Below are 25366 nucleotides of genomic sequence, written 5' to 3'. Positions count from 1 at the left end.
TCGGATGGGGGCTGCTTCTTCAGCATTGTGCCATCCGGTTGGCGGTACTTGTCACAGATCACCCATAGTGAGGATGACGACGAATGTTTCGACAAATGTTGCGTGCGAAGATCCATCGGGCCACCGTGACGGAGGCCTGTCTCGAATATGAAGGGAGCCTGACAGTCGACGAGGAATTGTTGGAGGCGGCGGGCATTCTCCCTTATGAGGCCATCGTCTGCTCGAATCTCAACAACGGCGAACGGTTCATGACCTACGCCATGAAAGGGAAGCGGGGCGGGGGCGAAATCGTATTGAACGGTCCGACGGCGCGGAAGGCGGCGGTAGGCGATCAGATCATCATCTTCTGTTACGAGTATTACAGCGACGCCGAGATCAAGCGGCACAAGCCGAAGATCATCCAGGTGGACGGAAAGAACCGTATGCTTCGTAAAGGATCCAAACGCTGATGGCGCTGCACAAACTGACATTGTCGGAGTTGCAGCGCAAGTTTACCGCGGGCGAGGTGTCGGCGACCGAGATCGTGCGCGCCTACTGGCTTCGCATTACGCAGGTCGAGCCGAAGGTGAAGGCCTATCTCACGCAATGCAAGGACGCCGCGTTCGCGCGGGCCGCGGAGTTGGATGAGAAATTGAAGGGGTGGCGAAAGACCGCCCCGCTGATGGCGATGCCGTTGGCGGTGAAGGACAACATTTGCACCCAGGGCGTGCGGACCACCTGCGCCTCGCGCATTCTGGAGCAATTCACGCCGCCGTACGACGCCACGGTTGCAGCGAAACTGCGGGAGCAGGGGTACATCCTGGTTGGGAAAACGAACTTGGATGAGTTTGCGATGGGCTCCTCCACCGAGAACTCGGCGTTCGGTGCGAGCCGCAATCCCTGGAACGTGCAGACGGTGCCGGGTGGTTCGAGCGGCGGATCGGCCGCGGCGGTGGCGGCGGATGAATGTGCGGCGGCATTGGGGTCGGATACGGGCGGATCCATCCGGCAGCCGGCGGCGTTTTGCGGCGTGGTGGGGGTGAAGCCGACCTACGGCCGTGTTTCCCGCTATGGATTGGTCGCGTTTGCGTCGTCCCTCGATCAAATCGGTCCGATCACCAAAGACGTGACGGATGCCGCGCTCTTGCTGGGTATCATCGCAGGGTACGATCCGCGAGATTCGACCTCGGCCAACGTGCCGGTGCCGGACTATCTCAAGGCGCTGAAACGGAAAGATTTGAAGCGGGTCAAGGTCGGCGTGCCGGTCGAGTATTTTGGCGAGGGGCTGGACCCCGAAGTCGAACAGGCGGTGCGGACCGCGATCGAAGGATTGCGCGAGTTGGGGGCTGACGTGCGCGAGGTGTCGCTTCCTCGGACCGATGCGGCGGTGGCTACGTATTATGTGATCGCGACGGCGGAGGCGAGTTCTAACCTGGCCAGATACGACGGTGTGAAGTTCGGGACGCGGGCCAAGGAGAGCCGGGATCTGCTGGAGATGTACGTGAAGACCAGGGCCGAAGGTTTCGGTGCGGAAGTGAAGCGCCGGATCATGCTGGGGACGTATGTCCTCAGCGCCGGCTATTACGATGCCTACTACGGGAAGGCGCAGGCGGTGCGCACCTTGATTCGCGAAGACTTTCAGCAAGCGTTCCAGGATGTGGATCTGCTCGTGACACCCGTGACCCCGACCCCGGCGTTCAAGTTCGGCGAGAAAGTCCAGGACCCATTGACCATGTACCTGTCGGACATCTACACGATCTCGGTCAACCTGGCCGGATTGCCTGCGATCGCCTTGCCGTGCGGGTTCAGCAAGACCGGCTTGCCGATCGGGATGCAGCTCATCGGGCGTGCATTCGAAGAAGACATGCTGTTGCGCGCCGCGCATGCCTATGAACAGACGACCAACTGGCGGATGAAGAAGCCGAGCATCCGATAACCGGCGGGGGACGAACCATGATTGTGGAAATTGCAGCGATTCTAGTCGCGGTGGCGTTCGCGGTCCTCGTGGGCTATCTCGTGCCGCTCCTGATTCAGATGCGGAAGACGGTAGCGGAGTCGGAACAGTTGCTCACCAGGATGAATGCGGAACTTCCGACATTGATCACGGAGCTGCGTGCGATGAGCCAGAACCTGAACGATCTTGCCGACCAGGCGCGGGGCGGGGTCGAACATGCGGCGGTCTTGCTGCACGCGGTTGGCGAGGTCGGAGAGTCGGTTCAGCAGGTTCACGGCATGGTGCGGGGATCCGGCGGGTCGCTGGTCAGCAATTTGGTCAGCATGGTGGCGGGTTTTCGCGCGGCCAAACAGGTGGTGAAGGAACGCATGAAAGAAGGAGGGCATCACAATGGCGGATGAACGAGGACCCTCAACGGCGGCGGTGTTGTTGGGCTTTCTGAGTGGGGCGGCGTTGGGCGCAATGGCGGCCCTGTTGCTGGCGCCCCGTAGCGGCCAGGAGTCGCGAGACATTCTGCGTGGCTACGCTCGGCGGGCGGAGGATGGGTTGCGCGATCTGGCCGGAGAAGCCGGGGAGACGTTCGAGGAAGTAGTGGAGGAAGGGCGTGATTTCATCGAATCCAAGAAGTCGGTCCTGCGCGAGGCCTTCGATGCTGGCCGCGAGGCGATGCGGCGCGAACGGGATCGCTTTACCAAGGGAGAACCGAGCTGAGCGTGAATTACGAAGTCGTCATCGGCGTGGAGGTCCACGCCCAACTGCGGACGCAGTCGAAAATGTTTTGTGCCTGCGGCACGACCTTCGGGCTGACGGCCAATGCCCAGACTTGTCCGGTCTGTCTGGGTCTTCCCGGGAGCCTGCCGGTCATCAACGCCAAGGCGATCGAGATGGCGGTGCGTGCGGGGCTCGCGCTGAACTGCACGATCCGCGCGCAGAACCGGTTTGCGCGCAAGAACTACTTCTATCCGGATTTGCCCAAGGGCTATCAGATCTCTCAATACGAAGAACCTATCTGCGAGCATGGGTGGATCGACGTGGCCGTCGGCGGCGCGACGAAGCGGGTGCGAATTCGTCGCGCCCATTTGGAGGAGGACGCCGGCAAGAACGTGCATGATGGAGCCAGCGGGATGAGCCGGGTCGATTTAAACCGGGCGGGCACGCCGCTCTTGGAAATCGTGACCGAGCCGGATATGGGGTCCGCTGACGAGGTCGTGGGCTACCTGAAGGGCCTGCGCGACGTGCTGATGTACCTGGATGTGTGTGACGGCAATATGGATGAGGGCAGCTTTCGCTGTGAACCGAACCTGTCCCTTCGTCCGGTGGGGCAGAAGGCGTTCGGTACCAAGGTTGAGCTGAAGAATATCAACTCCTTCAAGTTCGTGAAAGATGCCGTAGAGTACGAGATCAAACGGCAAGCCAAGGTGTTGAGCGAAGGCGGGACGGTGCGGCAAGAGACGCGATTGTGGAATCTTGAGCGCGGTGAAACGGCCGTGATGCGCTCGAAGGAAGAAGCGCATGACTATCGGTATTTTCCCGATCCCGACCTGGTGCCGTTGGAGCTTTCGAAAGATTGGATCGAAAAATTGCGGCAGGAGCTGCCTGAACTTGGATCGGCCAAATCCCAGCGTTTCGTGAGCGAGTTCGGTCTGCCCGAATACGACGCGGGTATTTTGACCTCGTCGCGATCCCTGGCGGCCTATTTTGAAGCCAGCGTGAAGCTCTATCCGCAACCCAAAACGGTGAGCAATTGGGTCATGGGCGAACTACTGCGCGAGCTGAACCAGTCGGGGACGGATGCCGCCGAGTCGCCAGTCTCTCCCGAACGGTTGATTGGGTTGCTCCGGTTAGTGGATCAGGGGACGATCAGCCTGAAGGTCGCGCGGGATATCTTCCCGGAGGTCTACCGGAGCGGGAAGTCGCCGGAGGAGATCGTGAAGGCCAAAGGCCTGACCCAAGTGTCGGATGAAGGCGCCCTGCAGACCATCATTGCCGAGGTGCTTGCGAAGAATCCGTCGCAGGTGGAGCAATATAAGGCTGGGAAGCAGCAGGTCCTCGGATTTCTGGTTGGTCAGGTGATGAAGGCCTCGGGCGGCAAGGCGAACCCCGGCAAGGTGAATGAGATGCTCCGGGCCACGTTGGCCGGGTGAGACGACGGCAGTGTGCGGTGTTAACCCCAAGATGAGGTAGAGCGGCATGAGCGGAATCACCAATGTGAAGGCACGGCAGATTATCGATTCTCGAGGCAATCCGACGGTGGAAGTCGAAGTGCTCTTGGAAAGCGGTGCGCATGGGCGTGCGGCCGTGCCTTCGGGTGCATCCACCGGCGAGAAGGAAGCGATTGAGTTGCGGGACGGCGACAAAAAGCGTTGGATGGGCAAAGGCGTTTCCAAGGCGGTCGCCAATGTGCAGAAGGCCATCGCGCCCGAGATTCTCGGCATGGAGGCTCTGGACCAGGCCGGCGTGGATCACGCGATGATTGCGCTCGACGGGACGAGCACTAAGGGCAAGCTGGGCGCGAATGCCATCCTCGGCGTGTCGCTTGCCGTCGCCAAGGCGGCGGCCAACGAAACAGGACAACCCCTCTACCGGTATTTAGGCGGAGCCAATGCGCGAGTCTTGCCGGTACCCTTGATGAACATCATCAACGGCGGTGCGCATGCGGACAATCGGCTGGACTTGCAGGAGTTCATGATCATGCCGGTAGGGGCGCCGCGTTTCAGCGAGGCCCTGCGTATGGCGACGGAAGTGTTTCACACGTTGAAGGCGTTGCTGAAGAAAAAAGGCCTGAACACCGCCGTCGGCGATGAGGGGGGATTTGCCCCGGATTTGCAGTCGAATGAAGAGGCCTTGGCGCTCATCATGCAAGCCATTGAGGATGCGGGCTACAAGCCCGGCAAGGATATCGCGCTGGCCCTCGATTGCGCGGCAAGCGAACTCTATGAGAAGGGCCGGTATATGCTTGAGGCGGAGAAGAAACCTGAGCGCTCATCGGAAGAGATGGTCAGCTATTACGGGAACTTGCTGGATCGGTATCCGATCCTCTCAATCGAGGACGGTCTCAGTGAACTCGATTGGAAGGGGTGGAAAATCATGACCGAGAAGCTGGGGAAGCGGGTTCAGCTCGTGGGCGATGATATTTTCGTCACGAACGTGAGTATCTTCTCCAAGGGGATTCAGGAGGGGATCGGCAATTCGATCCTCATCAAGCTGAACCAAATCGGTACGCTGACCGAGACGCTGGACGCGATCGAATTGGCGAAACGGTCCGGCTATACCGCGATCATTTCGCATCGCTCGGGCGAAACGGAGGATACGACCATCGCGGATGTCGCGGTGGCAACCAACAGCGGCCTGATCAAGACGGGCTCGTTGTCGCGGACGGATCGAGTCGCTAAATACAATCAGCTGCTTCGCATCGAAGATGAGTTGGGCGGCACGGCGGTGTATCGGGGACGCACGGCTGTACCGACGAGGATGTGACGACGACGATGATCAAGCCGAATCGCGGACGAGACTGGTTGGATTGGCAGCGGAAGGTCATGACAGCCGGCAAATGGGTCGGGCTGGCGGCCGTGCTGCTGATGCTCGGTGCCCTGTTGTTCGGCGAGATGGGCATCTCGCGCTATCTGCACCTGCGGACGCACTCGGAGCAGCTCGAGCACGATTTGGCGGACCTGCAGAAGCTCAATGCGGAACTGCGGGCCGACCTCGATCGTGTGCAATACGACTCGGCTAGACTCGAGGAACTGGCGCGGGAGCAGCTAGGCTATGTCCGGAAGGGTGAGACGGTGTACCAGCTCGCGCCGGGTTCTGATCGGGACAAGCTTTATCCAGGACGGACGCCATGAAGTTCGGCAGTGTGGCCATTGTCGGGCGCTCGAACGTCGGCAAGTCGACGCTCTTGAACCGGCTGCTTCAAGAAAAAATTGCGATTGTTTCCGATAAGCCGCAGACGACGCGGACCCGTATCCTTGGCGTCGCGCACGTGGATGGCGCGCAGATCGTCTTTTTGGATACGCCGGGATTGCATGAGCCGAGACATCTGTTGAACCGCCGAATGGTGCGGACGACCCTCGAGACCTTTGAGGACGCGGACGTGCTGTATGTGGTGGTGGACGCGACTTCCGAGCCGGGACCGGGCGATTTGGCGGTGATCGGTCACGTGCGGGAGGCGGTCGCGAAAGAAGCGAGGCCGGTCGTACTCGTGATCAATAAGGTGGATGTGGTCAATAAGATGCGGCTGCTTCCGCGGATGGAGCAGTATGCGCGGCTGTACTCGTGGACGGAGGTGGTTCCATTGTCGGCTGAAACCGGCGACAACGTGGATCGCTTGTTGTCCGTGACGGTGGCGCTGTTGCCGGAGGGGGAAGCGGTCTACGGCGACGACATGGTGACCGATCAGTCCATGCGGACGCTTGCCGCGGAACTGATTCGAGAGAAGATTCTTCGGCAGACCTACGAGGAAATTCCCCATTCTGTGGCGGTGGAAATCGAAGAGTTTCAAGAAACGAAGAAGATGGCGCGCATCACCGCGGCCGTGCTGGTGGAAAAAGAATCCCAAAAGGGAATCCTGATCGGCAAGCACGGAGAGCGGTTGAAGCAGGTCGGTACGGAAGCTCGTCAAGATATGGAGCGGATCTTCGGGATGAAAGTCTTTTTGCAACTGTGGGTCAAAGTGCGCGGTTCGTGGCGAGAGGACGAACGGGTCCTGATGGAGTTGGGTTATTAAAGACGCACCGGTGCAGTCCCAGCCTGAGCGAGTCCGGCCTCCCGAACGGGAGGTGCCGGTCAAGGAGCCGCCGCGCGAGTCGCTGGAGCGCGGGCAGGCCAAGGCCGACATGCGTCTCGTGTCGATCCAGCGTCTGTTGCGGCGTGGGGCGATCACGAATCTGACAAAAATGCTCGCGCGAATGCACCCGGCGGACATCGCCAACGTCATCGATCACCTCTCTTCCCCGAAAGAAAAGCGCGAGATCTTCGAGTTGGTGCGCGGTGAAGTGAAGCGCGGCCAGGTGCTGAGCGAGCTTGACGGCGACAGCATGACGCTCGTGCTGGCCGATTTGCTGCCCTCCGACGTGGCCTGGCTGCTGAAGGACTTGGGTGCCGACGACATTGCCTACATCCTGAGTGTGCTTCCGAACGAGCGCGCGAAGGAAGTCCTCTCGCTGATGCGGACCGAGGACTCCACCGAAATCGCCGATCTCCTGAAGTATCCGAAGGGGACCGCCGGCGGCATCATGACCACGGAGTTCTTCGCGCTGTCCGAGGATGCGACGGCGCAAGAGGCGATCCGCCGGCTGCAGCAGGCGACGGACGCGGAGATGGTGTTCTACATCTATGTGACGGACAAGGACGATCGCCTCGTCGGGGTGCTGTCCCTTCGGCAACTGCTGACGGTCCCGCCGGCGACGCCGCTCAAAAACATCATGACGCGGGACTTGATCAGTGTCGCGGTCGACATGGACCAGGAAGAGGTGTCGCGTCAGGTGGCCAGCTACAATCTTTTGGCCATCCCGGTGGTGGAAAAGGACGGCAAGTTGGTCGGAATCATCACTGTCGACGATGTGGTGGACGTGATCCGTGAAGAAGCCAACGAAGACATGTTGAAGATGGCCGGCGCCATCGAGGAAGAAGCGACGTCGAAGTCGTCCAGTTTGGCGGCGGCGCGCGTGCGCCTTCCCTGGCTGTTCACCAACTTGATCGGGAGCCTGTTGTCGGGGACGATTCTCTGGTTTTTCCGATTTACGATCCAAGAGGTCGTGGCCATTGTCAGTTTCATTCCGGTCATAGCCGCGATGGGCGGAAACGTCGGGTTGCAGTCGTCGACACTGATCATTCGGGGGCTGGCCACCGGCCTGTTCGAACTGACGGACGTCTGGAAGATTTTCTTTCGCGAGATCAAGATCGCGTTCTTGATGGGCGTGGCCTGCAGCTTGATGCTGACGGCCGTCGGCTGGTTATGGCACCAGGTCTTTTTGGGCGTTGTGGTTGGGGTATCGCTGATCACGGCGTTTCTCGTCTCCACCAGCATGGCCACGGTGATGCCTATCATGCTGAAGCGCATGGGCGTAGATCCCGCTGTGGCGGCCGGTCCCTTCGTGACCACGGCCAACGACATTACCGGGATTGCCATCTATCTGACGCTGGCGACCATTTTCCTGGAGCAGTTGCGGTAGTGGAATCCCACGCCGGATGTCTTGTGCAGTCTTCCGTTCAAGGGTGAGAGAGTGCCGCTCGTCAAAACGCCCGCCATCGTCCTGCATAGCCGCAAGTGGGGAGATGCCGACCGGATCGTCACGTTTTTCACCCTGCGGTTTGGAAAGTTGCGCGGGGTGGCGCGCGGCGCGCGGCGACTGAAGAGCCGCTTGGGCGGCATGATCGAACCCTTCACTTTGTGCCAGCTTGATCTGTTCGAGAAGCCGGGTGATTCTCTCTATCGGATCTCCCAGGTGACGATCGACGAGCCTTTCGCCAAGTTTCGTGATGATTTGTCGCTGATGGCGGCGGCCAGCCGGATGGTCAATTTGGTTGGGGCTGTGATGGCCGAAGGAGATGCCGAACCCCGGGTGTTCGAAGGGCTGGAACAGGGGCTGCGATCGTTGTTAATGAGTCGGGATGTGGCGTGGACCACACTGTTATTTCAGATTCGTCTGCTCGGGCTGAGTGGCTTTCGTCCCCAGACGGATCACTGCGCGGCTTGCGGCCAGACCCAGTCCCGCCCATTGCCGAATTTCTCTCCGCTTGCGGGGGGGCTCGTCTGCGAGCGTTGCGCCAGCCAACAGCCGGCTCGCTGCACCGTGTTGTCTCGCGGCAGCGCGGCATTTCTTCACCAAGCGTTACAGATGCAGCCGGCGCTGGTGAACCGTCTTCATGCTGCCGGCCAAGTACGGACGGAAGTGGAGGCGGCAATTGAAAGTTATGTGACGGTGGTGGCGGGACGACGGCTGCCGCCGATCGATTTCTTGGCGAGCGGGCCACCGGCCCGACCGTTGTGCTGAGGGGGTTGAAAGATCATGACCGAAGCGGTGCTTGAGCCGATCGATATGGAATGGGTGGAGAAGGGGGTGCTCTCCATCACGTGGAGCGATGGCCATAAGGCCCGGTATCCAGTTCGATACCTGCGTCAACATTGTCCGTGCGCCGCCTGCACCGACGAGTGGACCGGCGAACTTCGATTGAAGCCGGACGATGTGCCATTGCTGATCATGCTGCAGGACGTGCAGCCTGTGGGCCGGTATGCATTCCAATTCACCTGGAGCGATGGGCACGATACGGGGATCTACTCCTACGCGTTTCTGCGCCGGCATTGTCAGTGCGACATCTGTCAGCCGGTGAAAGTCGAGGCGCCGAAGTCTCGTCGATTACTCTAACTGGAGGAAGGCAGATGAGCAGGTATCTCTCGGCGGAGATTCGAGGGGCGAAGGCTTATAGCGGTGCCCATGGGCTGTGGTCATGGTGTCTGCTGGTGGGGCTCCTACTCTCATCCTGCACAGCGATGCCGCCGCTTGCCGAGCAAAAGCGCTTCGTCGAACAGAAGGATTTTCGTGTTCGACAGATTACGCCGAAGGCGTTTGTGGAAACGTGGGGTCAGCCGACCTACATGCATCATCAGTTCACTCACTTTTTCGGGATGAAGGATGGGCGATTAATCCCGCAGGCGCGGCTGTCATTGGGAGAGGCTCCACAGGGATGGGAAACCGGATTGGAAGCGGGCGATGCGCTATTTCTGGCTTATGCCGATCCAGGCATGTACCTTGTTTTTCTCGAAGAGGCCCTCGTCTATTACGAGCCGATGACGACTGAAAAAATCCACGCCGTTGGTAAGACCTGGAAATACGAGGAGCAATTCAAAACACGATTGGAATCGTTGCCTCGCTAAGACCCTCTCCTTTATCGAATATGAGCAAAGTCCAACTCTCTCCTCTCAATGTTTGCATGGCATCCTCAGAGGCTGTGCCTTTTGCCAAGACCGGCGGGCTAGCAGATGTCGTTGGCGCCCTGGCGGTGGAATTCTGTCGCTTGGGGCACGATGTCAACCTCCTGATCCCCGGATACCGACAGCTGTTGGCGGCTGCATCTCACCGAAAGGAAGTTGCGCGGCTTGTGGTGCCGACGGTTTCGGGGATGGCGAAAGTCGGCATTCATGAGATCTCGGCGGGAGGAGAATCACAGCCGGCCGGGGCGGGGCGGCTGCGGATATTCGCGATATCGCATGATGCGTCATTCGACCGTGCTGGGCTGTACCAGGAAGGGGGGGCTGATTATCCCGACAACCTTGAACGGTTTAGTCTGTTCTGTCGAGCGGTGATGGAATGGTTGGTATTTCTTGGTGAGCACGAATCATGGTACGCAGACATTCTCCACCTGCATGACTGGCAGACGGCGCTCTGTGCGGCATATCAGAAGACCTTGTATCAAACGACATCTGCCTTTAAGAACCTCCGTACGATTCTGACAGTGCACAATCTTGGCTACCAAGGCCTCTTTCCTGGTAAGAGTTTTCCGACGACTGGTCTGCCTGTCCAATACTTTGGTCCCAAACATCTGGAATTTTACGGGTCCGTGAATCTGCTCAAGGGAGGATTGGTTTTCTCTGATGCCCTCACGACCGTGAGCCCGACATACAGCCGCGAAATTCAGACGAAGGAGTTCGGCTTTGGCCTTGAGGGGGTTCTGGAAGAGCGGAAAGGGGTTTTGCATGGAATTGTCAACGGAATCGATGACAGCCTATGGAATCCGGCGACGGATCCGCACCTTCGCTACCATTATTCCGTGGAGGACTTGTCTGGGAAGGCCCGCTGCAAGAGCGATCTCCAAAAGGAAGTTGGCCTGCCGCAACAAAGTGTGCCGCTGCTGTCTGTGATCGCTAGATTGACGAGTCAAAAGGGGATTGACCTGATCGTCGCGTTGTTGCCTGAGTTGATCGAGTTGGATCTTCAGTTGGTGGTTCTCGGTACTGGAGATCAGATGTATGAACGGACGCTCACGGAATGGGCGGAGCGGTATCCGAAGAAGATCGCGTTTCGACAGGCGTTCGACGAAGGCTTAGCGCATCGCATCGAGGCCGGCGCCGATCTCTTTCTTATGCCCTCCCGCTATGAACCGTGTGGCTTGAGCCAACTTTATAGCCTCAGGTACGGTACGGTTCCGATTGTTCGCAAAACCGGTGGATTGGCCGATACGGTCTGCAACTATGCGCCGGTGGCGGCCAAGGCAAAGCGTTCGACCGGTTTTGTCTTTGTTGACTCCAGTTCGGAGTCACTGTTGGCGAGCATCATGTTGGCTTTGGAGGTCTATAGAGACAAAGCAGAATGGCGAGGGATTGCGACTGCTGGCATGCGGCAGGAACTAAACTGGCAGCAGTCGGCTGCTAAGTATATACAACTCTTCCACTCGGTTAGCCGGAAGGAGCAGCAGCCAGGGAATTTGTCCTAGGGATAGGGGGCTCCACTTACCTGGCTGAGGCTTGGAGCGCTAGTTCCAGTTCGGCAAGCTTGGTGCGGGCTAGGTCCACGTAGTAGCGGGTTTGTCCTTGGCCTTCGGCCGCCACGACTTGTCGAAACTGTGCGCGGGCCACATCGAATTCGCCGACGGATGCAGCCAGGGTACCCGTATGGAGACTGCATGAGGCCGCCATCGCGTGGAGGTCAACGGCCAGACGAGGGGATGATTGAGTCAAGTGCTTGCGCAGGGCGGTCGGAACGAGAGTTTCCAATGTCGTCTGAGCCGAGGCATTTGCACTGACGCCGCGGAGCTTCGTTGAGTCTAGGTTTGCCGTCAGAAATTGATCGGTTGCAAGGCAATGGGTGTAGGTTCCCCACAGATCCATGAACGCGCCATTGTTGTATCGATTGGAAGTAGCCTGTGGTGCGGACTGGCAGGCTGATACGAGGAGACTGCCTGCCACAATCGCCAGAATCTGGTGTCTGAATGGAGTTCTCATCCCTGATACCCGCCTAAGATTCCCCATCAACTCGGTCGTCCCCAACAGGGGCAAACAACTATAAGTGTTGAGCAAAGGCTGGGCCAGTAACCAGAATCGTAACTGTATGATCTATAATGTTTATTTTTGTGTGGCGATGCGTGTGATCGTCTCTAATTTCATTCACTGTGAGGAATTTGCGACAGAGGCAATTGCTTGAGAAGAGATGATGGCAGTCAACCAAGCCAGAATATCTGGGGCGAGGTAGAGAGGGGAGTTGCTGAGATTGTCAGATGTATTAGGACTTAAACACCTGGACGAGAATGCCGGTGCGGGTCGTTGAGTTCGTTTTCCTCATAATATGTTTGATGTGTTCTTTGACTGTTTGTTCAGTGATCTGAAGGGCGTTGGCGATTTCCTTGTTGGTCCAGCCTTTGGCCAAGTTTTCCACAACGGACTGTTCGCGATTGGTTAGTTGGAATCGTTCTTTGGCCTGGTCTGTATTGAGGTGTTGGCGTCGACCCAACTCCTCCAGGGTTACAACCAGACGCGCATGCTGAATGCCGCCCCGGTCCGGTAGCCCGAATCCCCGAAGCAGAACTGGTTGGTTTGGATTGCCGGCGACTCGTTTTACCTCGAACTGTTCCCAATCCTTGGCCTCAGTTCTGACCTGGAGGGCCTTGATGATCTCGGCACAGAGCTCAGTGAGGGCGGATGGCAGCACTCCTTGTGCGGCCTTGGCAGGGACGCCACCATTTTCTGCCATATTGATCTGCTTGGAGAGCTCGGCCGCTTGGCGGTTCATGTGCAGCAGCTGCATCGATGAGGATAGGACGACGATGCCCGCCCCGGCCCGTTGGTCAACCAAGCCATCTGCGGAATCCTGAGTATTGATCGCGTTTTCAGCCACGGCGTGTGCTCCTAAAGTACTTGACCAAGCTAGACAATCGATCTCTTTCTGGTAACTTAGGTGAGAGCGGAGGTCATGTAGTAATGCTACATAACACTTTCGAGGTAGTCAAATCCTACCTTCGAGGATCTCGTTCCCACGTGATCGGTATTGTTCGTAATCCTGGATGCTTCTATACTGACACTTGTTCTTGTGGCACATATGTTGTGCAATTTGGGCCTGTGGCCACCCACCGAGGATTGATCTCCATCTCCAAAGATGTGTGCGCTTGGACCGAGGGGCAAGGCTGATAATAGCTTATCCCGATTGGATTGCAAGAAAATCAATGATTTGAGAGTAGGTATTGAGGGGGCTTAAGCGAAGTGTGCCTGGGGTTTAGACAAAATTTAGATGATGTGCCAACTTTGATTGGTACAAGGGTAACGATAAGGGTGAATTAGGGACTGGGGAGGGTTCTCAGCCATGCGTGAATTTCAGTCGGGAAACAACTCCGTGGCACATACCGATTGGGAATGGCCAATCTCACCGACGCACCAAAAGCACAGTGAGCGGGTCACGCTACTTCGGCCGATCCCCTACGAGCTGACAACGTTGGCAACTGAGTTGCCGGGCAAAGCTGTGCAAGGGCGTGCGCTCTCGGTGAACATTAGCAGTGGAGGTATGTTGCTACTTATGGACACGGCTCCGACCCTCGAACAAGTCATGAAGGTATATGTACCAACTCCTGTTGCCGAGGCTGAGACGCCAACGCTTGCCGAAGTCCGATGGATGAGGAGGGTTCCGTTTGGTTCGTCCAAGCACAGTGACTCGTATTTTGTTGGACTGAAGTTTCTGTTTTAGCTGAGCTGGCCTGGCCGCGTGCTATTTTTTGTGACGTCATCACACATTTGGGGAGAAGATCAACATGATTGGAAGACTAAATCTTGGCGGCGCCATCCTGCTGAGCGGGGTTATGCTTGTGAGCTCCGTCAGCGCAAATCCTCTGGAGTCGAGTCCAAGGGTTACTTTGACGGCTGGTTCTAATCCATCGGCAAGTCCGCGTCATGCCTCGATTCCTGAAGGAGCGGAGAAGTCTTCGTTGACGGTGACCCCCGACTATATCATTGGTCCCGAGGACGTTCTTGAAATTACAGTTTGGAAGAATGCAGATCTCTCGAAGCAGGTACAAGTGAGACCCGACGGGAGAATCTCCCTGCCGTTGATCGGCGATGTTTCAGCAGTCGGTCGCACCGCAGCTCAATTGACAGAGGAGATTTCGTCACGTCTCAAGTCTTATATGGAGAATCCCACGGTTTCAATTGTGGTGCGTGAGGTCAACAGCTATCAGATTTATGTGCTGGGAGAAGTGAATGCTCCAGGCAAATATCCTCTTAAGAGCAAGACCACGCTTCTGCAGGCCATTACCATAGCGCGTGGGTTCACCCAAGTCGCGGCACGGAATAAGATCGTGGTGTTTCGGTTTGGAAAGGATGGAGAGGGACTGAATAAGATTAAAGCAAGCTACGATGACATTGTTCTACGCGATGGCTCGGATCAAAACATCGAGCTCAAGCCGGGCGACCAAATTGTAGTTCCTTCGGAGACGATGGTCGTATTGCCTACTCGATAGAAGCTGCATTTGCCGAGGTCAGTTCGTTGCGACCTCGAAGCGTTTGATTTAGATTTTTGATTTAGGACTAAGGAGCAAAAGGAGTGAGGAAAGTGAAAACTTTCGGTTGCACAGTCGCGCGAGGAGGGTTATGTATTGCCCTGGGACTTTTCCTTGCTCTGCCAGGATGCTGGCTTGGCAACGAACAATTAGATTTTAACGTCACTTATATTCCCCCAAATGAGTTTCTTCTCGGGCCTGAGGATATTTTGGTGGTGAACGTGTGGCGAAACCAGGAATTGTCCCGTGAGGTCATCATCCGGCCGGATGGGAAAATTTCCATGCCGCTTATTGGCGATGTCCAGGCCGCTGGTATGACGGCTAACGTGCTGGCAAAGCGAATCGCGGATGGATTGGCAGAATTCATGTCCAATCCGACCGTCTCCGTTCAAGTCAAAGAGGTAAATAGTTACTATGTCTATGTGTTGGGAGAAGTTCAGAAGCCTGGCAAGGTTCCGCTCAAGTCCTACGCCACCGTGTTGCAAGGAGTATCTTTGGCGGGCGGATTTACGACCTTTGCTTCGCGAAACAAAATCCACGTGCTACGTGTGGTTCCCAATGGACAGGGGCAGCCGAAACAGATCCAAATCCCTGTTCCCTATGAAGACATCATTCAAGGAAAGAATTCAGAGGGGAATTTCTTCCTCAAGGCTGGTGATGTCATTGTCGTGCCTTAGGCATGGATGGGGCGGGCGAGCATGGGGGCGGGCTTCTCTCGCAATTGTGATCCTCTTCGCCGTTCTGGTTCAGCAGGTATGGGCGCAGCAGGTTCGAGTGGTGCCATCCATATCCATCTTGGAGCAGTACGATAGCAATGTGTTTTTTGCACCAAAATCGCAATTGTCTGGGAAGAAGCCCGATGACCTTATTACGACTATCACGCCCCAGATAAATCTTTCCCAGCGTAGCTCACAGGTCACGATGAACTTGTCGCTGGGAGCGGTAGTCCAGAAATTTGCCAATAATTCAGAGTTGGATAACTTTGGGTTCAATGCGGCCGCAGGCATTGATTTTTCCAGGGCTGTCAGTAACGTTCTGCCGAGAATGAAGATGGCACGGATTTACGGCACCTATCAATTCACACCTTCAGCATCTGCGTTTGGAGCGGGCGGATTAGGGGGAGGAATTGGGGGAGGTACCTTTGGTAGTGGCGGGATTGGTGTGACTGGGCCGATCGATTCCGGACTAGTGACGCGACGGATTCGGACAAGTCTTTATAATGTCGGTGCTGCCACCTCTTACGCATTATCTCCAACCACCGACTTTCAGACTTCGTATGGTTATTCCCAAATAAGTTTTGGTGGTAATCTGGCTCCCACCACTACGAGCACCGGTCAGGCTGTGAACACCGTCTTTGATACTCACACCCATACGATCAGCGCCGGACCCACCATGCGGATTTCCGGGGCCGATACGGTTTCCTTCAAATACACGTTTACTCAAACCTCCCAAGCCTCGTTTGGAGATTTTACCTTTCATACCGGAACCCTGGGTTGGGGGAGGAACTGGACGAGAGAAATGAGTTCCAGTGTGAACGGCGGCTTGCAGTTGATTGAACCTACGCCGGACGCGACGGCGGTTGGTGGGCAGCGACGGGTTCCCGCGACAATGTTGCCAACGGGTGGTTTTACTGTAACCTATGCTTCAGGGTCGTCGTTTTTGAGGAGACTGGGAAGCGAGATACAAGAAGCGACTGGAGGGTCTTCGTCTGGTGCAATGAGTGGAGGGTTTTTGCCAATCCTGCCGGGGATGAATATGCCAGGTGGGATTGCCGCGCCGGGGTCTTATCGTGTGACACTGGGCTACAATCTTGGTGTGTATCCCAGTTTCGTACAGACGGCAGGTCCGATTTATACTCACTTGGTCGCGCTCACAAGTGCGGCAGGTATTACCGATCGATTGACAGCCCAAGCCGGGTTTAACTTCGCACATAGTAGCTTTACGGCTGATACGGTTGGAACTACATTCAATAGCTATGGAACGACAGTGGGGTTGAACTATCTCATTACCCCCACATTCACTGCATTCCTGACTCATCGGTGGCTGCAATTTGATAACAATGTGACAGCGGTGGGTGCTGGTGACCTCAGCTTTTCTAAGCAGGTTGTTCTATTAGGTCTTACTTACGCGTACGCACCTCGTGGTGATTTCTTTCGGTCTGGAGCGTTTTGGGAAGGGGCGTCTTCTGAGTCGTCTGGTGCTGGAAGCGGATCAGGAACAAACAGTCCTGGAGGAGTGGACCTAAAGAAATGAACACACGTACTTTGTCTCCGGAAGACTACTGGCGTTCCATTGTTAGCCGGAAATGGTTGGTGGTGTCCGCGATCCTCATCTCGCTCAGTATCGCAAGCGCAGTTTGTGCTTTGATGCCCAAGACATATATGTCTGGCGTAAAGATGTGGTTCGAGGGGGCAAAGATAGAGGAATCAATCGTCAGCGGCCCTAATCCCGCTGGAGGGGCATACGTCCCTTCTCTGGATGACAGAGTGATGGAGGTTCGACAGTTTGTCATGGGTCGGAAAACACTCGGGGCGATTGCTGGAGAATTCGGGTTGTATGGGTATGAAAAGGAACGCCCCGAGTCGTCGGAATCTGAGAATGCCATTAGGGCTATGCGAGGATCTATCAAGGTAGAGCCGACCAAGGACAAGCTGTTTATTGTCCTATCGTTTCTGAGCGAAGACCCGATTATGGCTCGCGATGTAGCCGGAAAGTTGGGCGATCTGTTCATAGAGGAGACCTTGAAGGATCGCGAGCGGGGTGTTGAGGCCGCAGAAGAATTTTTGGAACAGGAATTAAAAAGAGCAAAGTCGGATCTTGAGGCTAAAGAGAAGGTTATTTCTGAGTTTAAGCAGCAGCATCTTGGGGAACTCCCTCAGCAGATTGATGCCAATTTGCACAAGCTGGATCGTCTTCAAGACGATATGAAGTCACAAAGCGATCTTGCCCAGACCTTATCAAGCAGGTTGATTCAATTGGACAAGGCGATTCGAGACTATGAGGAAACCGGAGAGGCGAGTGATGTCCCTGGAATCTCCGGAACAACTAAAAAAAACAAGGATCCAAGGCTTGCTAGGATTAAGGACCTCGAGCGACGAATGGTTGAGCTTTCGTCGATGTACAAAGACACTTATCCGGATCTCGTTCAAATCAAAGAAGAGTTGAAAAAGCTCAAGGAGATGACCACGGCACAGTATCGGGATCTTCTTCCGGAATCGGATGAGCAGGAGGATACGGGTGGGACAAAACGGACGAAGAAGAAGGCCATTGACCCCTATCATGCTGAACAGTTGCGCCAGCGAGAGGAACTTGTAATCGAACTAGAAGCGGTCAAGCGACATCAGTCTCAGATCGTGGCTGAACGTTCGCAGTACGAGCGAAGGGTTGAGCGTACACCGGAACGTGAGCAACGCCTGAAAACTCTCGAGCGTGATTATGAAAACTTGCAGAAGAACTATCAATCTTTGCTCGATAAGAAATTGAGCGCGGGTATGGCAAAAAACATGGCGCGTGGACGAAAGGGTGCGAAGTTCAGCGTGGTGGACCCTGCTTATACCCCAATTGTCCCTGTTGTTCCCAATATTCCCCTCATTATGCTTGCTGGCCTCGTCGTTGGATGTGCGGTTGGTTTTGGCGGAGCGATAGGTCTTGAGTTAATGGGCAGAGGTTTCCGATCTGCCGAGGAAGTGGAAGTCACACTCGGCTTACCCGTAATCGCCTCCGTTCCATTATATGAGACGGCATTTGGTGGGACTATGCAGACGGTGCGAACCCTGTCTCACAAGTCAAGAGCAACTCAGCTTCTTCCTTCCGGCGCAGACACGGAAGACCGCGAGATTGCAGTGAGCGGAGGGGTGCCAGTGGTAGGAATGGCACGCCAGCGGCCTCAGCCTGGGAACTTACACAGCCCTGCGCCTGGTTTGGAACTGGTTTCTATGTGGCGCCCACTTTCTTTTGTCGCAGAACAGTATCGAGTCGCGGCAACGCGGTTAGAGTTAATGGTCGGTGATCGGAAAAGCACGGCAGTAGTTGTCACTAGTGCCGTCATGGGCGAGGGTAAGTCGTCCACAGCGCTCAATCTTGGTTATGTGCTGGCAAAAGATCTTGACCGTCGAACCATCGTCATCGATTGTGACTTGAAGCGACCGATGCAACATATCTATGCTGGCGTGTGGCAACAGCCTGGCTTAGCAGAGGTTCTTCGTGGCACCAAGACAGTCGAGGATTGTATCCAGCGGATTGGGGAGGCGGGCCCCTGGATTCTGACCGCTGGTTCCGTGGCTGACAATCCTCTTGCGTTGTCGAAAATGCATGAGTTGGCGGACTTGGTAATGGAATTGAAGGAAAAGTTTGATTACGTAATCATTGATGCACCGCCGGTGCTCCCTCTTGCCGATATCCACGTCCTGGGGAGTTTGGCCGATGTGCTTGCCTATGTAGTGAAGGCCGGTGTGACGGGACGGGATGTGGTCCAGAAGGCCTTAAAGGCGATAGGAGATACGACTAACGTCGGGATCATACTGAACGGACTTGACGCGCATACCACGCCGTATTACATGCAGCAGGAATACTACCGCGAAGCACATCATGAACAGCTCAAGTAAATCTGATCAGAGTCTTGAAATCAGCGAGAGTGTGGTTCCGCAACCGCTGATTTCGGTTTCTGTCAGCTTCCCAAAGTTGAAGCGGCGAGTATTAATCCTAGGCGTCGGCCCGCTTGCACGTGACCTATGCCAGGCGTTGCTGGCAAAGCGTGCGGGATTGACGGAAGTGGTAGGGTTTCTAGACAAGGATGGTAGTCGAGTGGGCGAACGAATAGTAAATCCTTGCATTATTGGGACCTACGACCAACTATTTGAGATCGCTGAGCGCTACCAAGTTCATACTGTTGCAGTCTGCTTGGAGGACCGCCGAGCAGTACTCCCTGTGCAGACTTTGCTCGATATGAAAGCAATGGGCCGTGATGTTGTAGATGGGCATTACCTCTATGAGGAGGAGTCCGGTCGGCTATCGATCGATCATCTCAAGCCTAGCGCACTTATTTTTTCGACGGGTTTTCGTCGGCGCATGCTGTCCATGGTGTTTAAGCGGTGCGTTGACGTTTTCGTGGCAGCAGTTGGGCTGTTAATGCTTATACCTTTGTTCATGGTCCTGGCGGTCGTCATCAAGGTGGATTCTGCAGGACCAGTTGTTTACCGACAAATGAGAGTTGGCCTGCGTGGAAGACCGTATATGATTTGGAAATTCAGATCAATGCGCCAAGATGCTGAAAAGAGTGGCGCGCGGTGGGCTTCCGCGGAAGATCCCAGAATCTCGCGAGTGGGGAAATGGTTGCGAAAATCCCGCTTGGACGAATTGCCTCAGCTCGTGAATGTGTTGAAAGGGGAAATGAGCTTGGTTGGCCCAAGGCCGGAGCGGCCAGTGTTTGTGCAAGAGCTGCGCAACTCTATTCCATATTACGATCTCAGACACACCGTTCGTCCCGGCATCACAGGTTGGGCGCAGACTCGTTTCCGGTATGGCGCATCGAAGGAAGACTCTCACGTCAAACTGCAGTACGACCTGTTCTATGTTAAGAACCTGTCCTTGCTGCTCGACTTGCGGATTGTCCTGCACACGGTCAAAGTGATGCTGATGGGAGACGGGGCAAGGTAGAGAGTTTTCTTGAATGGGAACGACTCTAAGATTGCACTCGCTTTCCTTTGATGTCGAGGAACACTTTCAGGTTTCCGCCTTTGAATCGCCGATGCGTAGGCGGCATTGGGGGCAATTTGAAAGCCGAGTTCAGGCCAATACAGAGAGAATCCTCAGGCTTTTGTCAGCCAAGGACATTCGGGCCACATTTTTCGTTTTGGGCTGGGTTGCCGAACGGTGTCCCGATCTAGTGCGGCGCATTGCTCTTGAAGGACATGAGGTAGCTTCCCACGGCTATGGTCATCAATTAGTGACAAGTCTGACGCCGGAAGAGTTTCGTGAGGATGTCCGTCGTGCCAAGGGAATACTTGAGGGGATACTGTCTCAGCCTGTTCATGGTTATCGTGCTCCCAGCTTCACCATAACTCAACAGACATTATGGGCTTTGCCTATCCTAATTGAGGAAGGATACTGCTATGACTCCAGTATCTTTCCGGTAGTTCATGACCGCTACGGAGTACCCGGTGCCAATCCGAATGTGCATCAGATCGTTACAAGTTCTGGTGAGCTGTGGGAAGCACCACCTTCGACTGTGAAGTTCTGTGGATTTCGGCTGCCAATCGCCGGTGGCGGCTATTTCCGCCTATACCCCTATGGTATTCTTCGAGGATTTCTGCGGCGGCTTGAGCGTGAGGGAAGCTCATTTGTGATGTATCTGCATCCGTGGGAATTGGATCCAGATCAGCCCCGTATGGAAGGGCCATTGCTCTCACGTGTTCGTCATTATCTTAATTTGCACAAAACGGAATCCCGGCTAGCACGATTGTTGGAAGATTTTCGGTTTGCCCCCATCCGTGAAGTCTTTGCGCCAATTGGAGCGATTTGCCGCTAGACGCCAATTTTGACGGCGGGGCGAGCCATTTCGTGACACATGCTCTCTTCGCAGTGGGTGCGATAGTGCACTGTCAGGCGTGCGTTCTGCCTGTCCACGACACCATTGTTTGTGTAACACCAAGGTAATTTTATGCCTCAAGTATGTCGAATCGTTCTTGAGGCTGCGAAGTTGATTGTCCTTGGCTGTCTAGACGCTCAGCTTCAGGTTGGTTTGGTTGGGACCTAGAACTTGCTTGCGGGTAGCGGGCGTCTCTCTGTCCTGGAACCCAATGCTTGGACAGGGATTTTCGGTGTGCCGTGCCTCTATTTTCCCCCCTCAGAAGTGGGATGACGATCCATTCCGCACCAAAAATGATATTGTTGTTAAGGGCAGCTGATTGGGGGTCCGTAAGGGACGCATTTATAGCCTACAAACCCTCCCTAAACGGCGGAGAGAATGCATATCATTTAAGGTTCTCCCACATTCGATACCGTCGGAATCTCAGTAGCGAAATTCGGTTCGATACAGTATGAGCAATAGGTTCCTTGGGTAGATCCTAAACGGCCGTGGCATGTAGGTTCTAGTAGCAGGATAGGAAGGAGACTCATGAAAGCAGTCATACTTGCAGGAGGACTGGGGACACGACTTTCAGAGGAAACGATTCTGCGACCCAAACCGATGGTAGAGATCGGTGGAAAACCGATTCTCTGGCATATCATGCAAATTCATGCTGCGTATGGCATTACAGAATTTCTCATTGCATTGGGCTATAAGGGAGAAATGATTAAGGAGTATTTCCTGAACTTCTTTGCAATCAACAATGATCTTTCGATTGATCTGTCTACGGGAAAGACGAAGATCCATGATGGTAATCAGCCGAAATGGACGGTCCATCTAGTTGACACAGGTGTGAATACACAAACTGGAGGGCGAGTAAAGCGTCTGCGAAAATGGATCGGAGATGATCAAGAATTCATGCTGACCTATGGCGACGGTGTTGCGGACATTGATATCAGGTCACTCTTGGAGTTTCACCGTTCACATGGGAAGCAGGCAACAATGACTTCGGTGCGTTCTCCCGCACGATTTGGACGTATTGGTTTCGATGGTGACCAAGTTCGTGAGTTTCTCGAAAAACCGGATGCGGGGGAGGGCTGGATTAACGGGGGGTTTTTTGTCCTAAATACGAACACGCTCGACTACGTTGATGGTGACCAAACTGCATGGGAGCGGGAACCTGTTGAACGGCTTGCGCATGCCGGACAGCTGATGGGATTCAAACATTATGGATTCTGGTCTTGCATGGATACCTTGAAGGAAAAGAATTACCTAGAGGAACTATGGGCCTCAGGAAAGGCTCCCTGGAAGATCTGGTAAAAGGATGATTTTCTCCGACTGACGCTTTGGATGCCCGAGCTAATTTAGGAAGTTAGTATGATCATGGAGATGTCGAGAAGATGAAGATTCTAGTCACGGGTAATATGGGCTATATCGGTTCGACGGTAGTACGGCGGTTGCGGCAGTCGTACCCATCTGCGGTAATTTTCGGGTTAGATATGGGCTACTTTGCCAATTGTCTCACCGCAAGTGACTTTCTGCCTGAGTGCCGGTTGGATGCTCAAGTATTTGCAGATGTCAGGACCGTGGATCGTGAGATGCTCAAAGGCGTGGATTCCATCGTCTATCTGGCTGCGATATCAAACGATCCGATGGGAGCCTCGTTTGAGGGAGTCACGATGGACGTAAATTGTCGCGCCGCCGTGGCAATGGCTGAAATGGCAAAGAGCTGCGGTGCAAAAAGTTTCGTCTTTGCGTCCAGTTGCAGCGTGTATGGATTTGCTGAAGAGGGGGCGAAAACAGAAGAATCAATGGTCAATCCTCTGACTGCCTATGCGAAGTCAAAAATTGAAGCAGAGCAGGAGCTTGCAAAATTTGCCGCGGCTGGCTTTTCAGTGACCTGCTTGCGATTTTCGACTGCCTGCGGGATGAGCGACCGCCTCAGGCTTGATTTGGTTCTCAATGACTTTGTGGCAAGTGCTCTAGCTACTGGAAAGATTACTATTTTGAGCGATGGTACACCTTGGCGTCCCCTAATCCATATCAAGGATATGGCAAAGGCTATTGATTGGGGGGTCCAGCGTAAGTCCGACAACGGCGGCGAATGTGTCATTGTGAATGTCGGTACGGACTCATGGAATTACCAAGTTAAAGATCTTGCAGCGGCTGTTGGAAAGATTGTCCCCGATGTGCAGATTTCCATCAACAAGGACGCCCAGCCTGATAAGCGGTCCTATCGTGTGAGTTTTGACAAGTTCCGACGGCTTGCTCCTGCGTATCAGCCTGAGGTGGATCTTGACCATGCCATCCGTGATCTGAGGCAGGGGTTAACAAATATGCATTTTGCAGATGCTGATTTCCGGAAGTCCCACCTAATGAGGCTCAACGTATTGAAGGGTCTCAAGAGTCGAGGGTATGTGACAGATGAGCTTCGGTGGAACAAGGGGTGCTGAGGGCTCCATCGGTTTCCCAGTGGCATGAAGTATCTCGGGGTAAATGAAATGCAGGAGGTATGATGCGCAAGAGCTCTTCGACGTCGAACAAACGCAAGTCCGTAAAACCGACTCGCCTTAAAACGGTGCAGTCTGGCCAACGGTCCTGCCGATTTTGTGGTGCGGGGCTGGAGCATACCTTTGCGGACCTTGGCATGTCTCCTCTTGCAAATTCGTACATCAAGAGTGATATGGCCAACCGAATGGAGCCTTTTTATCCCCTTCATGTATTTGTGTGCAGTGCTTGTCTCCTGGTTCAACTCGAAGAGTTCACCAGTCCACAGAGCATTTTTGGTGACTATGCGTACTTCTCATCATTCTCCGAGAGTTGGCTGGATCATGCACGACGATATGTCCAAGACATTACGGCACGGCTATCCCTCGACAAGCGTCATAGGGTTGTCGAGATTGCCAGCAATGACGGATATCTCTTGCAATACTTTGTGGAACGGGGTGTGCCGGTACTGGGGGTAGAACCAGCCGCAAATGTCGCAAAGATAGCACGGAAAAAGAAGATCCCTACGATCGTCAAGTTTTTTGGCGTCAAGACGGCACGGGAGTTGGCCAAAGCCGGTAAGCGTGCTGACTTGCTCGTCGGCAACAATGTTTTGGCGCACGTCCCGGACATCAATGATTTCGTCAGTGGACTCAAGATTGCGCTCAAGCCCAAAGGTGTCGTGACCATGGAGTTTCCGCACCTGATGAGACTGATGGCGGAGAACCAGTTTGACACCATTTATCATGAGCATTTTTCGTATTGGTCGCTGTTGTCTGTGGCGCGGGTTTTCGCCAAGCATGGCCTCGCGCTGTTTGATGTTGAGGAGATACCCACTCATGGAGGGTCACTGAGAATCTTCGCCTGCCATGCCGATGATCGCACCAAGCCTATCGAGAAGCGCCTTTTGGATTTGCGGGATCGAGAAGAGAAGGAAGGGTTTGGACGTCTGGACCATTACCTGTCATTTTCCAAGCAAGTTATTGAAACGAAAATGAAACTGCTCAAGTTTCTCATTGAGGCAAAGACACAAGGTAAATCGGTTGTCGGTTATGGGGCTCCCGCTAAGGGGAATACGCTTCTCAACTTCTGTGGTGTCCGGACAGATTTTCTCGATTATACGGTGGATCGGAGCCCCTACAAGCAGGGGCATCTCTTGCCGGGAGTACGGATCCCCATTCTTCCTCCTGAAAAAATTCGTGAGACCAAACCGGACTATGTCTTAATTCTTCCCTGGAACATTCAGGCGGAGGTGGTTCAGCAAATGGCCTATATCAAGGAGTGGGGAGGAAAATTTGTTGTGCCGATTCCTGAGGTGCGAGTGCTTTCGTGATTTTTCAAGAGGTAGGTTTATCAGGAGCATTTGCGATTGATCTTGAGCGTCGAGAGGACGAGCGCGGGTTTTTTGCAAGGACATGGTGTGCCAAAGAATTCCTTGCCAAGGGACTCGATGCTCAGCTCGTACAGTGTAACCTCTCTTACACACGTTTGCGAGGTACGATCCGTGGCATGCATTACCAGGTGTCCCCCGCAGCGGAAGCCAAACTAGTGCGCTGTACTCGCGGAGCCGTGTATGACGTGATCGTAGATTTGCGTCGTGAGTCTCCCACATATAGGCGATGGTTTGCGGTGGTTCTATCCTCAGAAAACTACAAGATGCTTTATGTGCCAAAAGACTTTGCACATGGTTTCCAGACATTAACAGATGATGCCGAAGTTGCCTACCAGATGTCAGAGGCTTACGCGCCGGAATATGCGAGAGGTTTTCGATGGAATGATGCAGCGTTTGGGATTGATTGGCCTGAGAGTGTTCGGATGATTTCGGATCGAGACCGTACGTATGACGATTTTGTCGAACGGTGAAGTTAGATGACCCTGGCTGAACTAGAACTTGTATTAGCCAA

Annotated in this window: 25 protein-coding genes; 23 read left to right on the top strand and 2 right to left on the bottom strand. The window is 54.8% G+C overall.

Annotation, left to right across the window (positions count from 1 at the left end; all coding sequences use genetic code 11):
- Positions 1-83 precede the first annotated feature (83 nt).
- The 13 genes from KF814_14505 to glgA all read left to right on the top strand — a co-directional run bounded on the left by KF814_14505 (position 84) and on the right by glgA (position 11365).
- On the top strand, positions 84-449 hold the full coding sequence (locus KF814_14505; protein MBX3237356.1) for an aspartate 1-decarboxylase: 366 nt from the start codon (positions 84-86) through the stop codon (positions 447-449).
- A complete protein-coding gene (gatA, locus tag KF814_14500) occupies positions 449-1915 on the top strand; it encodes an Asp-tRNA(Asn)/Glu-tRNA(Gln) amidotransferase subunit GatA (GenBank protein MBX3237355.1) in 1467 nt (488 codons plus the stop codon). The genes KF814_14505 and gatA overlap by 1 nt, the downstream gene beginning before the upstream one ends.
- Before the next feature lie 17 nt (positions 1916-1932).
- Entirely contained in the window at positions 1933-2334 is a 402-nt protein-coding gene (locus tag KF814_14495) for a DUF948 domain-containing protein (protein ID MBX3237354.1), read from the top strand.
- Complete coding sequence (locus KF814_14490; GenBank protein ID MBX3237353.1) at positions 2324-2644, top strand: YtxH domain-containing protein; 321 nt, start codon at positions 2324-2326, stop codon at positions 2642-2644. The genes KF814_14495 and KF814_14490 overlap by 11 nt, the downstream gene beginning before the upstream one ends.
- Positions 2645-2646: 2 nt before the next feature.
- On the top strand, positions 2647-4077 hold the full coding sequence (gene gatB / locus KF814_14485; GenBank protein ID MBX3237352.1) for an Asp-tRNA(Asn)/Glu-tRNA(Gln) amidotransferase subunit GatB: 1431 nt from the start codon (positions 2647-2649) through the stop codon (positions 4075-4077).
- 46 nt (positions 4078-4123) lie between these two features.
- Entirely contained in the window at positions 4124-5410 is a 1287-nt protein-coding gene (eno, locus tag KF814_14480) for a phosphopyruvate hydratase (protein MBX3237351.1), read from the top strand.
- Complete coding sequence (locus KF814_14475; protein ID MBX3237350.1) at positions 5407-5778, top strand: septum formation initiator family protein; 372 nt, start codon at positions 5407-5409, stop codon at positions 5776-5778. The genes eno and KF814_14475 overlap by 4 nt, the downstream gene beginning before the upstream one ends.
- The gene (era, locus tag KF814_14470; protein ID MBX3237349.1) at positions 5775-6659 is read left to right on the top strand and encodes a GTPase Era; all 885 of its coding nucleotides are present in this window, start codon (positions 5775-5777) and stop codon (positions 6657-6659) included. The genes KF814_14475 and era overlap by 4 nt, the downstream gene beginning before the upstream one ends.
- 109 nt (positions 6660-6768) lie before the next feature.
- Positions 6769-8106, top strand: a complete 1338-nt coding sequence (mgtE, locus tag KF814_14465; protein ID MBX3237348.1) for a magnesium transporter — start codon at positions 6769-6771, stop codon at positions 8104-8106.
- A gap of 51 nt (positions 8107-8157) precedes the next feature.
- The gene (gene recO / locus KF814_14460) at positions 8158-8928 is read left to right on the top strand and encodes a DNA repair protein RecO (GenBank protein ID MBX3237347.1); all 771 of its coding nucleotides are present in this window, start codon (positions 8158-8160) and stop codon (positions 8926-8928) included.
- Positions 8929-8943: 15 nt separating this feature from the next.
- On the top strand, positions 8944-9300 hold the full coding sequence (locus tag KF814_14455; protein ID MBX3237346.1) for a DUF971 domain-containing protein: 357 nt from the start codon (positions 8944-8946) through the stop codon (positions 9298-9300).
- Between the two features lie 14 nt (positions 9301-9314).
- On the top strand, positions 9315-9809 hold the full coding sequence (locus KF814_14450; protein MBX3237345.1) for a hypothetical protein: 495 nt from the start codon (positions 9315-9317) through the stop codon (positions 9807-9809).
- Between the two features lie 56 nt (positions 9810-9865).
- Positions 9866-11365 carry a glycogen synthase GlgA gene (gene glgA / locus KF814_14445; protein MBX3237344.1) on the top strand — a complete coding sequence of 500 codons (1500 nt, stop codon included), beginning with the start codon at positions 9866-9868 and terminating at the stop codon, positions 11363-11365.
- 16 nt (positions 11366-11381) lie between these two features.
- On the opposite strand, the gene KF814_14440 is transcribed toward glgA, so the two are convergent.
- Positions 11382-11873, bottom strand: a complete 492-nt coding sequence (locus KF814_14440) for a hypothetical protein (GenBank protein MBX3237343.1) — start codon at positions 11871-11873, stop codon at positions 11382-11384.
- 277 nt (positions 11874-12150) lie between these two features.
- A complete protein-coding gene (locus KF814_14435) occupies positions 12151-12762 on the bottom strand; it encodes a response regulator transcription factor (GenBank protein MBX3237342.1) in 612 nt (203 codons plus the stop codon).
- A 904-nt stretch (positions 12763-13666) separates the two neighbouring features.
- Between KF814_14435 and KF814_14430 the strand changes: the two genes are divergently transcribed.
- From KF814_14430 to rfbC, 10 genes are all read left to right on the top strand, one after another.
- Positions 13667-14371: a polysaccharide biosynthesis/export family protein gene (locus KF814_14430; protein ID MBX3237341.1), complete on the top strand. Its 705-nt coding sequence runs from the start codon at positions 13667-13669 to the stop codon at positions 14369-14371.
- Between the two features lie 92 nt (positions 14372-14463).
- Positions 14464-15087: a polysaccharide biosynthesis/export family protein gene (locus KF814_14425; GenBank protein ID MBX3237340.1), complete on the top strand. Its 624-nt coding sequence runs from the start codon at positions 14464-14466 to the stop codon at positions 15085-15087.
- A 100-nt stretch (positions 15088-15187) separates the two neighbouring features.
- Positions 15188-16663 carry a hypothetical protein gene (locus KF814_14420; GenBank protein MBX3237339.1) on the top strand — a complete coding sequence of 492 codons (1476 nt, stop codon included), beginning with the start codon at positions 15188-15190 and terminating at the stop codon, positions 16661-16663.
- Positions 16660-19014: an AAA family ATPase gene (locus KF814_14415; protein MBX3237338.1), complete on the top strand. Its 2355-nt coding sequence runs from the start codon at positions 16660-16662 to the stop codon at positions 19012-19014. The genes KF814_14420 and KF814_14415 overlap by 4 nt, the downstream gene beginning before the upstream one ends.
- On the top strand, positions 18998-20065 hold the full coding sequence (locus KF814_14410) for a TIGR03013 family PEP-CTERM/XrtA system glycosyltransferase (protein ID MBX3237337.1): 1068 nt from the start codon (positions 18998-19000) through the stop codon (positions 20063-20065). Before KF814_14415 ends, KF814_14410 begins: the two co-directional genes overlap by 17 nt.
- Positions 20066-20078: 13 nt before the next feature.
- On the top strand, positions 20079-20936 hold the full coding sequence (locus tag KF814_14405; protein MBX3237336.1) for a DUF3473 domain-containing protein: 858 nt from the start codon (positions 20079-20081) through the stop codon (positions 20934-20936).
- Positions 20937-21524: 588 nt separating this feature from the next.
- Positions 21525-22295, top strand: coding sequence for a glucose-1-phosphate cytidylyltransferase (rfbF, locus tag KF814_14400; protein ID MBX3237335.1), 771 nt, complete (start codon positions 21525-21527; stop codon positions 22293-22295).
- Between the two features lie 80 nt (positions 22296-22375).
- Positions 22376-23428, top strand: a complete 1053-nt coding sequence (locus KF814_14395; GenBank protein MBX3237334.1) for an SDR family oxidoreductase — start codon at positions 22376-22378, stop codon at positions 23426-23428.
- A gap of 62 nt (positions 23429-23490) precedes the next feature.
- A complete protein-coding gene (locus tag KF814_14390) occupies positions 23491-24795 on the top strand; it encodes a class I SAM-dependent methyltransferase (GenBank protein ID MBX3237333.1) in 1305 nt (434 codons plus the stop codon).
- The gene (rfbC, locus tag KF814_14385) at positions 24792-25325 is read left to right on the top strand and encodes a dTDP-4-dehydrorhamnose 3,5-epimerase (GenBank protein MBX3237332.1); all 534 of its coding nucleotides are present in this window, start codon (positions 24792-24794) and stop codon (positions 25323-25325) included. The genes KF814_14390 and rfbC overlap by 4 nt, the downstream gene beginning before the upstream one ends.
- Positions 25326-25366: the final 41 nt, after the last annotated feature.

This window comes from Nitrospiraceae bacterium (assembly GCA_019637075.1).
Taxonomy (GTDB): Bacteria; Nitrospirota; Nitrospiria; order Nitrospirales; family Nitrospiraceae; genus JAHBWI01.
Note: the sequence above shows the minus strand (reverse complement) of the source record. Positions and strands in the feature narration are given on the sequence as shown.